Here is an 11,847-nt window from a genome sequence, read left to right on the forward strand (position 1 = left end):
TCGCAGATTATAATGAGCGCCCCAAATACGGTTTGGTATGGGAAGGGCATTATTCGCATAATAGCGCAGCAGAAGGTGGTTGAAGAGCAGGAAAATGGCTAAACATAGGCCAAAAAAATTCGGGCAGCGGATACTACCCCACCAGCCCCCATCGGCTGAAGAGGCGATTTCCTTGATGAAACAAGCGTTCCAGGCGGGCTCAAAGGCGCTGTTGGAGATCACCGAGGCTCTGGATAACCCCGAACCTGGGGCCGAGATCGACGAACTAAGGCGCATGTACCGCCGCACGGTGGCCGAACTCCAGCTTGAAATTGACGATTTTCAGGTGTTTTGGGAACAGCTAAGGGCTCATGCCCCGGACATGCAGGCAGATCCGGCTCTACTCGAATTGCACAAGCTCGTCGAACAACAGCGCAGTATAATCGCGGAACAGGAATTTGCTCTGGATCGCTGTCTTGGCGGAATTTGTTGAGGAAATGGAATAGAAGCGAATTTATCAGCTCCATAACGGAGCGTGTTTTAGTCCTAGTGCCAGGCGCTGGTCGGTACCTCTTAGCCATAGCCAGCGCCACAAAAAGTCTCTGAGGGGAACAGTCCTAATGTTCCTTCTGACAAGCGCCGATTTTGTGGCCCTTCTCCTGGCCCGTCGTAGATCGGCGCTATTTTTTTGCCTGAAATCCGAACGTACGCGTACTCCCTCCCCTAGTAATTTCAAGACGATACGCACAATCGGCGAAAAACAGGCACGAAATAATATTAGGTAGTTAAATTAGCAGGTTAATTAATATTGAACACAATAGAAAGAAAAAGTATTAAACATATTGATTATAGTATTGACAAACACATAGCATGTGATAGCATGAGTTATGCGAGACACTATGCACATCTACCAAACTAAACACGTGCGACAATGCTTCAGCACGCTGTCTGATTCTCAAATATCGGCATTCCAAGCGAGAGGATTGGTTGCTTTTGAAGCATTACAGAAGAGCATCAGAAAGATGTTTAGATACAGCGCATTACAAATTGTCCACCTGGGTGTCTTGTCACAACTAAGTTTGTGGGGAATCCTGTCAAGGGCCGAGGCTACAAACGTGTCAGGCATGGGTAGTCGTTGGTTTGGCCTGAAAGAAGCCTATAAACTTGTGGATTTATATTATGAAGCTGGCCCCGACGTGATGTTAACAGTTACACTCACAGAAATGCCAGTCCAAAACGAAGACCAACGATTGCGGACCTCGCGCACAGAACCACTGATTCGCGTTATAAAATCAAATGACCTGGGACTTTGGATAAAAACTTACATGACCAACCCCGTCGATTCGAAAAACGCCCGGGATTTTTTCGATATTGATGACGCCGCTCCTGCGGAGTGGTTTAAAACTTTTGGATTCCTGGTTATAGATGTGGGACATATTATCCGGCACGTTTACGAGACGCTTGAGATTACCCGTTTTCTCAAGTGAATCTGTTTTAAAACGGCACCTATTAACATATGCCAACTGCATATGTAAGTGGACACAAAGTGGTTACAAACTGGATACCCATGAGGAGAAGAGAAGATGAAAATTACGAAGTTAAAAATGATTCGGTTAAGTGCCGGATTGACTTGTGAAGAGATGGGCCGGTTCATCGGCCTGCATCCAACGCTGTATTCAAAGTTGGAAAACAACTGGGACCGGAGGGTCAATTCGGTCACTAACGACAAACTTGTCGCAGCCCTCGGAGAAGGTTTCGACTTTCTAATGCAGCCAGTGGAGGTCGGGGAATTAGAGCCAATGGTTCGGAAAGCTGAGAAATCAGTCGCGGCCTAGAACGATGAAAGCCCTGGGGCGGTGGGCCTCGCAGGGCAGAAGGGTATAACTCAATAATGCCTACTTATCACCACAAACTCATTTTGTCAAGGAAACTGGCTAGATACGAATATCGAGGCGCTGGATACCCTCAAAAGGTAAGTCTCGCGGCGCTTCGCCATGGGAATGAATGACGAACAAATCACTTTAATCAAGGATACAAGGGAGCCGGACACGGCCTGGGATATGTATTTCAGCGCCCCAACTGTAACGGCGTGCCTCAGAACTGGTGACTATTCGGTTTCGGGTTATGAGGATCAAGTGGCTATCGAGCGCAAAACTATCGACGATTTAGTCGGATGCCTCGGCAAGCAGAGGGACAGGTTTGAGCGCGAACTGGAGAGATCGAGAGGCTTCGAATATTTCGCCGTCCTGGTCGAAAGCAGTTACTTCGAACTTGAGAACGGTCTTTACCGCAGTCGTTTACACCCACGATCCGGCGTGGAATCAGTGTCGGCTTTTGAGGTTCGCTACAAGGTTCCGTTTCTGTTTTGCGGATCTGCAGAACTGGCAGCAAAGAAATGCGAGAGTTTGCTGCGGAAATATCATCGGGAGCAAATGAAACAAATTGAGACTGAACTCCCCTTTTAAGGGGCTAAAAACGACGAACAGGAGAAAATCAAATGAATCAGACAACAGAAGCAAGACAGGTTTTTACTGAGGAGACCGTAACAGACCCACAAATGGACGCCATTGTCGAGCGTCTATACAAAGAGCGTGACGAGGCTTATGAGGGATATTTGAAGAACGGCAGAAAATGGGGCGTCGCTTGGGCAAAACAGGCCCAATACGTAGCACTTAAATTAGCTGTTCAGAACGACTATTACCTCAACAATGACACCGTATTTTTTGACGAATACGACGAAACATGGAGCGACTGGGTTCCAAATATTTTTGAGGCTGATCCGCTACTAGGGAGGGGGGAAGGCAATTATTTTAATCCGTTAACCCAGGCATGGATTGATGGATGGTTCGCCGGCATATCCGATTTCTGGGATCAGGTTAGCAGCAAACTTTAGGTGCGAGTTGGGGGGGGACGCACAATACTGAACAATTCAATCCCGTTTTAGGGGCAAAAATGACGAAAAAGGAGACATGAAAAATGAAGAGAGAAACAGTAAGCGCCACGTCGGATTACACCCGGCAAGACGCAGTAGAGGATGGTTTCCTGATTGATATATCAGCGAGATACCCGAAAGAAGCCGCGGTCCTTTCTTGTAAGGAATTGTATGTGACAGACCGGGTATGGAAAATTGTAGAGCAGTCTGCGGATAATCCCAATACTGGTAGTTCACGGGAAGGTATTCTCTGGGACATTATGTGGGTAGGTCTATGCAGCCTGAACCAAGAAATAGATACGTTTAACGTGGGAATTAACGGCATAGAAGGCCAAGAGGTGTTTCCCTTTAGGTTCCGCCTAATTTGGGATGAAAACAACAATCCCGGCGGAATAATCATGCTGCCAGCGGAGGACACCCACGACCGACCGATATTGTTTTAAATTGGCTAACACGGCCAATAAGGAGACGTGAGATGGCAAGAAAGAAAATTACATTCGAAGTGGTTGGAGTTCGTAATAGCGATATGCGAGACACCAAGGGGAATGTTGCGCCAGGAGCATATCAGCCATTAGTGAATAAGTTTTTAGACCTTTTTCCCGGGGTGCTTTGTTCCATGACGCACGCTGAAATTGCGCTGAAGTTAATGGAATTACAGAAAAGTGATGCGGCAAAATCAGTGCAGTTTGAGTTTCAGTTTTAAGGGCAAATCCGACGAATAAGGAGAATAAAATGAATCAAAAGACAAAGGCATGCAGAGAGATTTATCCGAACGGGACACTTACCTTTTCTGAAGATGAGACAGACAACCAAGGGCTCATCAACCCCCTAGTCCATGACCACAAAATTGACCACATAAAGGAACAGATTTTGTCGTTAGCACATGAATTACTCAGAGAACAGCTTCTGCTTCGCAATTTGCGGCCACGGCGTTTATCGATTCACATGGATGCGTTTGGAAGATCGGGTCTAACTGTTACCCTTCAGGGGAGCCATGATATATGGGGAACCGATTATTGGGACTTCCTGGCGGCCTTAGAAGGCCCATGCAAAAAAGGGAAGAACACCCTTGTTTACGACCTGATTACGGCCAGCAACCTGCGAACTCAGCTTCTTAGAGAGACGGTGACGTTGTGAGTACAAACATTTCATGGACTGATGAGACGCTAAACCTACTTACCGGATGCACAAAAGTATCTGATGGTTGTGTGAATTGCTATGCAGAGCCCACCTGTAATCGAATGAGGCTGAATCCTAATGCGAAGGTGGCCCACAAGTTCAGGAATGGATTCAAACTCACAGAACATCCGCAACACTTGAGCGATCCTGTCTTGCGAGGGAAGCCGAAGCGGATATTTCTCAACAGCCTGTCAGATACGTTCCACAAAGACGTGTCAGATGGCTTCCTTGACGCCACATTCGACATGATAACCCAATATCCACAACACATATTCCAGGTCTTGACGAAGCGCCCAGAGGGATTTTCCAGGATTCAGACTTGGCCCAGGAACGTCTGGCTCGGCGTGACAATGGAATCCGAGAAGTATCTATCACGGCTGGAGATCCTAAAGAAACAGGACGCGGCGGTCAGGTTTGCATCTCTTGAGCCTTTGCTCGGCCCTATTCCAGTGGATGCAATTAAAGGGCTTGATTGGCTGATTGTCGGTGGAGAGAGCGGACCTAAAGCCCGACCAATGGATCTAAAGTGGGCGATAGAGATACGGGAGGCGTGTCGGCGCTACGGCGTGCCGCTATGGTTTAAACAGGTTGGCGGCAAGGATCGACAGAAGGGCGGCAGTTTACTTGAAGGGAAAGAGCATCATGAATACCCAATTCTATAACCTCCGAGGGCTCTGGAAGCCGTTTAACGGCGTTTTCGACAGGTTAACACCCGCTCAATTTTACGAATTGCTTCGGCTCGTGAAGCTGGCGGAGAGGATGCGGAGGGCCGCTCAGAGAATGGATTGGCCAAGAACCAAGAAAGCCAGGTCTGACACACCCGGCCTCCTCCTGAAACCAAAATTCAACTAACTAGGTGACAATATTATGACTAGCTACAACGATGAAATCAAGGAAAAAATCAAAGACAGCATCGACTTTGAGGATTTATTCCGAGAATTATTTCCTGACAAGCATAGGTCAAGAGACAAGAGTTTTTCGCCTGCACGAGATGAAACCAATCCGTCTTTCCGATGTAATAAGGATTACGGGTACGATTACGGCGTCCAAATAGCCTATGACCATTTCGCTCTATACCAGCTCAGGTATGGATGTGATTTCCCAACAGCGTTCAACGATCTCAAAGCCAGGGCGGGGATAACGGACCCGCCCAAGAGATCGCAGACCAAGGAAACCGATAAGAAGGTTTTTGATCCCCGCAAGGACGGCAAAATTGTAGCGATTTTCGATTATGAGGACAAAAACAACAAGTATATCTATTCAAACGTAAAATTTAAACCAAAAGATCCTTCTAAGTTCCCTCCGGGAACAAAGACTTTTCTACAAGGAATACGCAACCCAAACAACCTCGAGGATATTAAATGGGGGCTAGGCGGCATTACGCCAGTTCCATTCATGCTGCCCAAACTCCTAGCGGCTCCTAAAGATCAACCAGTTTTCGTGTGCGAAGGCGAAAAAGACGCCCTGGCCATGACAAGTCAGGGGTTTACGGCAACATCAGTTGGTAGCGCTTCGACTGGATGTGGAAATTTAGAACAGCACGGAGTGGTAGATTATTTCAGGGATCGGGACGTAATTATCACCGCCGACAAAGATAAAATTGGTCGCAACTATGCCAAGAAAGCCGCCGCGATCTACGCGAAAGTAGCCAAGTCGGTCAAGATTGTCGAGATGCCGGGTGACAAAATAAAAGACCCGGCGGATCTGATTGAGCAACGCCCTACCGCCGCCAAGGACATTATAATGGCAGCCGTTAAGTTGGCGAAACCGTATTCGGCACAGACGGCCAAAGCAGAAACCAAAAAGAAACCGCCTGCCAAGGGCGCATCCGATAAATCTGAAAAACTCACCAAGTTTCAAAAGCTAGATATTTGTCTCCAATGTTTGGATTGGCAGTTTTTCTTCGATCAAAACGGATTTCCCTGGGCCAATATCCCAATTAACGGACATTCAGAAAATATTCAGGTTGATAGCGAACAGTTCAATAGGTTGTTTCAAAAAGAGTTTAAGGCTCAATATTATGACGGGGTAGGCCCAAAACAGATCGAACAAGTAACTGGCGCTGTGTTGGGGGGAATTGAGAAATTTCGAAAACCACGCCATCTTTATGTGCGGATGTGTTGGAACGCCACGAAAGATAAAATCCTTATTGATTCAGGCCGACCGGATTGGGCGGTTTACGAGATCAGTCCCGATGGCTGGCGCATGATTCAAACAGAAGGAAACCCATTCAAGCGAGCACACAAAACCGCCGCTTACGACTGCACACCGGATACCCCCAGGGCGACATGGGATAACCTATTTGAGTTCCTTCGGGTCACTAATGATAACCAAAAGACCATTATCAAGATGTGGTTGTGTTTGGCGCTGTTCCCCGGGACGCCTAGACCTGGTCTGGTAATTAACGGACCGGCGGGATCGGCAAAAACTACAACGGCTATGAAATTAAAGAAGTTAGTCGATCCAACAACAAGCCACGGCCCAAATCGTTTTCGAAAAAACGAGGACGACATGATCGCCCCGTTGGCAAATTACGCAGTTTCGGTCCTGGACAACGCTAATCAAATGACACCGGAACAAAGTGATCTGCTCTGCCAGACCATTACAGCGTTAGACGATGACAAGCGGAAATACTTCACGCAGGGGGATACTCATAGCATAGATTGTATGTGTACCTGGATTATAACAGGTGTTAGCAACCCCGGGAAAAAGTCTGACTTCTTGAGGCGCGTGTTTCTTCTCGAAACCGAACTTATTCCAGACAATGAAAGAATACCCGATAGCAAAATTGACGAACTAGCCCATAAATATACGGCAGGCATCCAGGCGCGAATTTTCGACTGTATGTCCCAAGCTCTCAAAAACGCCCCCTCTATAAAAAATGATTTACACAGCTTGGCCGAGGCGAACAAGTATTCTTTAGCAATGGCCGCAGCATTAGATTTGACCCAGGAACAGATCATGGCGGTCTGGAAAGCCAACAAGGAAGAACAACAGGCTGAAGTCAGTTCCGGGGAAATATTGACTGAACTAATTCCCGAGTTTTTGGCGATGATTGGTGGAAAATGGGAAGGGACTGCGACTGAATTAATGGAAGAAATGTCTTCCAGGTTAGAAATCGACAAACGGGCTGATAAAAAGAGCTTTCCAATCAACTCGGTGAAACTGGGGACAAGACTGAACACAATCATTGAGAATCTCTCAGGACGCGGCATAAAAATAGTTTACAAAAAGGAGGGATCGAATCGGATCAGACGGATTTACGATACACGGGTATACAAGGAAAATCCGTTTGAAAAAGAAATACCTTCTGATCCAAACAAAGTTGTCCCAATGTACCGGGACACTCAAACTCAACTTCCCTTGTCTCGGCAGACACAAAAGGACGGGGGTTCTCCCAAGAACAAGGACTTAACATTTCCATGTAACCAATGTGGGCATTACCAGGGAAACGATCTTTGCGGTCAGACAGACGGGCTTGCAGATCCCGAAAATTGTCCCTTCTCGGACATGGAACTTAAACAGGTTGGCCACAACGAGACACTAACCACCTGTTGATGATGGCCATCGAGACTGCAAAACAGTTGACACGGCGAGTCGGTAAGGCCAATATGCCGCCCCAGGAGGAGGGGCACTGGCTCATGCCTAAAATCGGAAAGATATATAAGCAACGCGGCAACCGCTGGCGGATTCGCATATCCGGCGGAATGGATATCCACTGCGACAAAAATCATCTTTCCTTTCATTCCAAGGATCACGCACAGTCCACACTAATAAAAATCGCAGCGGAGATTGAAAACGGCACATTCGATGCGAACTTCTACGCCAAGAGCAAAAAAAGCCTACTGTCGTTCAGCGTATATGCGCTGGAATGGCTGGCTGGATGTGAAAAGCGAGAACAGCGCGATGAATTAAGCCCTACCTATCTTAAAGATTTGCGGCGTTTCGTCCACAAGACATTCATTCCACATTTCCAAGACAAAAACATGCTGGACATCAAGGGGCGGGAATTGAAAGCGTTTTATTTATCCCTGAATCATCACGCTAAGACCGTCTATAATATCATGGCGGCGCTACACAAGATTTTCAAGGACGCCGTATTTGAGGAGGTTATTCCGGTCATGCCTAACTTTCCCAAGCAGGGCCCAATACCGGAACCGGATTGGCAATGGGCCCATGAGGACGTTCAGGATCACATATTGGAATACCTAGAAGAAGATGATCTGTATGCAATCTTCTTTCTCATGACGCACGGATGTCGCCCAGGGGAACTACGGGCACTCAAACACAAAGACCTCGACTTCAGAATTGATAAAGTCACTATTCGTCGGAGCTATTCAGGAACGAAACTGCGGGAGACAACAAAAGGTAAACGCCGTCGAGTTATTGACCTGGATGCGGACTGGAAAGAAATGTATCTAGCCAGGCCAAGGGTTATTGACCCGGAAGCATTCGTGTTCAACAAAGAGGGTAAACCATTATCGGCGACGTGGTTGACTAAACAGTGGCGCAAGGCATGTGACAAGGCCGGCGTTACCGATATAGGTCTTTATGGCGCCACGCGACACAGCCTGGCAAGTCAACTGGCAAACCGCGGCGTCAGCCTATACAAAATCAAACAACTTCTCGGCCACTCAACCACGAAAATGACCGAGCGTTACAGCCACCTCGAATCGAGCAATTCAAAAGAACTCGCCCGCATAAACAAGCCTATTCCAATTCGCAGCCTCAATAAATCAGGACAGTAGGACGGTAGCCGTTTTTACTGTCAAATTGTAACTTATGATTATTGTTACCGAAAGACGGTAGGACGGTAAGACAGTAGCTTCCTACCTATATATATACAAAATTCATATCCCCTATAATTTTTTTTTAATTGTATTGCGATGTCAAAAATCAGGTACGCGTACTTATGAAATTATACTTAGCTCAAAACCCTAAATATAATTCGAGGCCCAATTTGCACACGGTTTGCACACGGTTTTTTGGGCCTCTACTCTTAATGATTTCAATGGGTTAGTGGAGCGGGAAACGGGATTTGAACCCGCGACTTCAACCTTGGCAAGGTTGCACTCTACCACTGAGTTATTCCCGCAAGAATCTTCAATATACAAATATTCGGGATCTTCTGTCAACAGAAAATCCGAGGAAAGCAGCCCAGGCTATTTTTTCTATTGCGTCAATTCAATGGTGTCACCACTGTTTATGACGCCTCCTTCAATAACTTTTGCGAAGACACCCTGCTCCGGCATAATGCACTCACCAATCTTGTTGTAGATGGCGCAATGGGTGTGACATTCCTTGCCAATCTGGGTAACTTCTATAATAGCGGTTTCTCCAACTTTCAGCCTCATGCCGATCTTAACCGAACCAAGATTAAAACCCTGTGTGCAAATATTTTCCGCAAAACTTCCGGGCTGGACATCGTAACCCTTGTTTTTCATGGTTTCGATCTGCTCAATGGAAAGTAGAGACACCTGTCGATGCCAGTCACCGCCATGAGCGTCACCCTTTAGACCAAATCCTACTTCCAGGACACCTTTGCACACGTCGGCTTTGGGTGTTCCCTTTTTTTCGCTTGAACAAACAGCGATGACCCGCCCGCTGACCAGGGACAGTGGCGGCTTGTTTCGAACATCATCGGTCACTAGTCTTCTTCCTCTGTAGTCTTAGCCGAAGCCTCTACAATCTTTTCCGCTATGCTGGCCGGAACTTCTTCGTAGTGAGAAAATTCCATGGAGAAAATTCCTCGCCCTGATGTCATGGAAGTCAGGTCTGAGGCGTATTTGAGAACTTCAGCCATGGGAACCAGGGCCTTTACAACCTGGTTGCCGCCTTTGGCGTCCATACCGCTAATTCTACCACGACGCGAGTTGAGATCGCCCATCACATCGCCCATGCAATCTTCAGGGACTACGATCTCCATATTCATGATAGGTTCCAGCAATACAGGATTAGCCTGGAGCACGCCCTTTTTGAAACCCTTAGAGGCGGCTATTTTAAAAGCCTGTTCCGAAGAATCCACGTCATGGTATTTCCCATCGAACACCTTAACACGAACGTCAATGACCGGGTGGCCGGCAAGAGCGCCTGCCGCCATGGCTTCGATAACGCCCTTTTCAACCGCCGGTATATACTGCCTGGGAATAACACCACCAACGATCTTGTCCACGAATTCAAAGCCTTTTCCTCTTTCCATCGGCTCCAGTTCGAGCCAGGCTACAGCGAACTGTCCTCGTCCTCCAGTCTGCTTCTTGAGTTTTCCTTCGACTTTCGCTTTGCCTTTGATGGTCTCCTTGTAAGGAATCTTCGGGGTTTTGAGGTTTACATCAACCCCAAATTTCCTCTTCAGTTTTTCGACCACAACTTCTATGTGGACCTGCCCCATGCCGGAAATGAGAAATTCATTGGTCCGGGCGTCTCTATTGACCGACAGCGTGGGATCTTCCTCTCCCAATCGTGCTAGACTCTGCGTGATCTTCTCTTCATCGCCTTTGGCTTTAGGTTCAATTGCGAATGAAATTACCGCATGAGGAAGCTCCGGTTTGGGAAGTATTATTTGCGCCCTTTCGTCACAGAGAGTGTCACCAGTAAGTGTTTCCTTGAGTTTGGCTACGGCGACGATATCACCTGCCTGGGCGCCTTCAATCGATTTTTGAGATTTCCCCCGCATAATGAAAAGCTGACCAAACCTCTCCTTGGATTGTCCGGAAGAGTTATAGAAGTTCGAATCGGGGACAAGCTTACCCGAGAAAATTCTAAAAACACTGAGTCTTCCTGCGTATGGGTCCGCCAAAGTCTTGAACACAAAGGCGCAAAATGGTTCGTCAGCCGATGGAGTTCTCGATATCTCGTCTCCGGATGGCGTCGAACCAACTACTGGTTTCATGTCCGCAGGAGAAGGACATGCATCGACAATCAGATCAAGAATCGGTTGAATACCTTTGTTTGTAAAACCTGAGGAGATGACCACCGGCATGAAAACTCGATTCAAGATTCCGCCGCGCAATGCGTTAAACAAATCGTCAGCTCCTAGTTCCTCACCTTCAAGATATCTCTCCATTAAACCATCATCGACTTCCGCCAGGTCCTCAATCAAGACATCCCTTCGAGAAGAGGCTTCCTCTTTGAGATCATCCGGTATGTCGGCTTTCGTAGGGTTCTTACCGTCCCCCTCAAATATGAAGGCCTTCATGGTAAGTAAATCAACGACTCCCTTGAAGTTCGCTTCCTTGCCTATCGGTATTTGTAACAGTACAGGCTTGACTTTCAGGGCCTGTTTGACATCTGCGACGACCTTCTCAAAATCAGCCCTTTCTCGGTCCATTTTTGTCACTGCAAGCACTCTTGGTAATTCTGCGCCTTCTATGGCCGACCACACCTTTTCTGTCAACGGCTTGACAGAATCGACGGCGTCGACAACCAGAGCGGCCATGTCAACAGCTTTGAGGGCGAATATGACTTCCGCTCCAAAATTCGGGTCCCCAGGAGTATCAATTATGTTTATTTTCTTTTTCTTCCATTCCACCGAATAGAGAGCCGAACCAATTGAAATACCCCGTTTGACTTCCTCGGGCTCAAAGTCAAAATTGGAAGAGCCATCGGTTACTTTCCCCAGGCGATCGACCGCTCCTGAGTCCAGAAGCATGGCTTCACATAACGTCGTCTTTCCTGAACCAGCGTGAGAGACGATTGCTACATTTCGAATGTCTTCAGTTTTGAATTGCTTCATGGGCGCCCCTTCGGAAGTGAGCTAC

Annotated in this window: 13 protein-coding genes and 1 tRNA gene; 11 read left to right on the plus strand and 3 right to left on the minus strand. The window is 47.4% G+C overall.

The window, feature by feature from the left end; genetic code table 11:
• Positions 1 to 94: 94 nt before the first annotated feature.
• The 11 genes from WC647_04010 (at position 95) to WC647_04060 (ending at position 8,838) form a co-directional block, all read left to right on the plus strand.
• A complete protein-coding gene (locus WC647_04010; protein MFA6221457.1) occupies positions 95 to 472 on the plus strand; it encodes a hypothetical protein in 378 nt (125 codons plus the stop codon).
• A gap of 529 nt (positions 473 to 1,001) precedes the next feature.
• Entirely contained in the window at positions 1,002 to 1,466 is a 465-nt protein-coding gene (locus WC647_04015; protein ID MFA6221458.1) for a hypothetical protein, read from the plus strand.
• A gap of 96 nt (positions 1,467 to 1,562) precedes the next feature.
• Entirely contained in the window at positions 1,563 to 1,814 is a 252-nt protein-coding gene (locus tag WC647_04020; GenBank protein ID MFA6221459.1) for a helix-turn-helix transcriptional regulator, read from the plus strand.
• A gap of 159 nt (positions 1,815 to 1,973) precedes the next feature.
• Positions 1,974 to 2,444: an ERCC4 domain-containing protein gene (locus tag WC647_04025; GenBank protein ID MFA6221460.1), complete on the plus strand. Its 471-nt coding sequence runs from the start codon at positions 1,974 to 1,976 to the stop codon at positions 2,442 to 2,444.
• A gap of 32 nt (positions 2,445 to 2,476) precedes the next feature.
• A complete protein-coding gene (locus tag WC647_04030) occupies positions 2,477 to 2,872 on the plus strand; it encodes a hypothetical protein (protein ID MFA6221461.1) in 396 nt (131 codons plus the stop codon).
• Between the two features lie 83 nt (positions 2,873 to 2,955).
• Positions 2,956 to 3,354, plus strand: coding sequence for a hypothetical protein (locus tag WC647_04035; GenBank protein MFA6221462.1), 399 nt, complete (start codon positions 2,956 to 2,958; stop codon positions 3,352 to 3,354).
• A gap of 32 nt (positions 3,355 to 3,386) precedes the next feature.
• A complete protein-coding gene (locus WC647_04040) occupies positions 3,387 to 3,614 on the plus strand; it encodes a hypothetical protein (GenBank protein ID MFA6221463.1) in 228 nt (75 codons plus the stop codon).
• Between the two features lie 29 nt (positions 3,615 to 3,643).
• Positions 3,644 to 4,048, plus strand: a complete 405-nt coding sequence (locus WC647_04045) for a hypothetical protein (protein MFA6221464.1) — start codon at positions 3,644 to 3,646, stop codon at positions 4,046 to 4,048.
• Complete coding sequence (locus WC647_04050; protein ID MFA6221465.1) at positions 4,045 to 4,752, plus strand: phage Gp37/Gp68 family protein; 708 nt, start codon at positions 4,045 to 4,047, stop codon at positions 4,750 to 4,752. The genes WC647_04045 and WC647_04050 overlap by 4 nt, the downstream gene beginning before the upstream one ends.
• Before the next feature lie 205 nt (positions 4,753 to 4,957).
• The gene (locus WC647_04055) at positions 4,958 to 7,648 is read left to right on the plus strand and encodes a toprim domain-containing protein (protein MFA6221466.1); all 2,691 of its coding nucleotides are present in this window, start codon (positions 4,958 to 4,960) and stop codon (positions 7,646 to 7,648) included.
• Between the two features lie 83 nt (positions 7,649 to 7,731).
• Positions 7,732 to 8,838, plus strand: coding sequence for a site-specific integrase (locus tag WC647_04060; GenBank protein ID MFA6221467.1), 1,107 nt, complete (start codon positions 7,732 to 7,734; stop codon positions 8,836 to 8,838).
• Between the two features lie 272 nt (positions 8,839 to 9,110).
• On the opposite strand, the gene WC647_04065 is transcribed toward WC647_04060, so the two are convergent.
• The 3 genes from WC647_04065 to fusA all read right to left on the minus strand — a co-directional run bounded on the left by WC647_04065 (position 9,111) and on the right by fusA (position 11,822).
• A tRNA-Gly gene (locus tag WC647_04065) sits at positions 9,111 to 9,185 on the minus strand.
• Between the two features lie 76 nt (positions 9,186 to 9,261).
• Entirely contained in the window at positions 9,262 to 9,738 is a 477-nt protein-coding gene (locus WC647_04070) for an MOSC domain-containing protein (protein MFA6221468.1), read from the minus strand.
• The gene (gene fusA, locus WC647_04075; protein MFA6221469.1) at positions 9,738 to 11,822 is read right to left on the minus strand and encodes an elongation factor G; all 2,085 of its coding nucleotides are present in this window, start codon (positions 11,820 to 11,822) and stop codon (positions 9,738 to 9,740) included. The genes WC647_04070 and fusA overlap by 1 nt, the downstream gene beginning before the upstream one ends.
• Positions 11,823 to 11,847 lie beyond the last annotated feature (25 nt).

The organism is Desulfomonilaceae bacterium, from assembly GCA_041662605.1.
Taxonomy (GTDB): Bacteria; Desulfobacterota; Desulfomonilia; order Desulfomonilales; family Desulfomonilaceae; genus CAJBEZ01.

What these genes read in the sequence shown, in the direction of transcription:
- WC647_04060 (MFA6221467.1), top strand. Translation starts at nt 7,732, where the DNA reads ATGCCTAAAATCGGAAAGATATATAAGCAACGCGGCAACCGCTGGCGG.
- WC647_04015 (MFA6221458.1), top strand. Translation starts at nt 1,002, where the DNA reads ATGTTTAGATACAGCGCATTACAAATTGTCCACCTGGGTGTCTTGTCA.
- WC647_04055 (MFA6221466.1), top strand. Translation starts at nt 4,958, where the DNA reads ATGACTAGCTACAACGATGAAATCAAGGAAAAAATCAAAGACAGCATC.
- WC647_04025 (MFA6221460.1), top strand. Translation starts at nt 1,974, where the DNA reads ATGGGAATGAATGACGAACAAATCACTTTAATCAAGGATACAAGGGAG.
- WC647_04045 (MFA6221464.1), top strand. Translation starts at nt 3,644, where the DNA reads ATGAATCAAAAGACAAAGGCATGCAGAGAGATTTATCCGAACGGGACA.
- WC647_04035 (MFA6221462.1), top strand. Translation starts at nt 2,956, where the DNA reads ATGAAGAGAGAAACAGTAAGCGCCACGTCGGATTACACCCGGCAAGAC.
- fusA (MFA6221469.1), bottom strand. Translation starts at nt 11,822, where the DNA reads ATGAAGCAATTCAAAACTGAAGACATTCGAAATGTAGCAATCGTCTCT.
- WC647_04010 (MFA6221457.1), top strand. Translation starts at nt 95, where the DNA reads ATGGCTAAACATAGGCCAAAAAAATTCGGGCAGCGGATACTACCCCAC.
- WC647_04030 (MFA6221461.1), top strand. Translation starts at nt 2,477, where the DNA reads ATGAATCAGACAACAGAAGCAAGACAGGTTTTTACTGAGGAGACCGTA.
- WC647_04040 (MFA6221463.1), top strand. Translation starts at nt 3,387, where the DNA reads ATGGCAAGAAAGAAAATTACATTCGAAGTGGTTGGAGTTCGTAATAGC.
- WC647_04020 (MFA6221459.1), top strand. Translation starts at nt 1,563, where the DNA reads ATGAAAATTACGAAGTTAAAAATGATTCGGTTAAGTGCCGGATTGACT.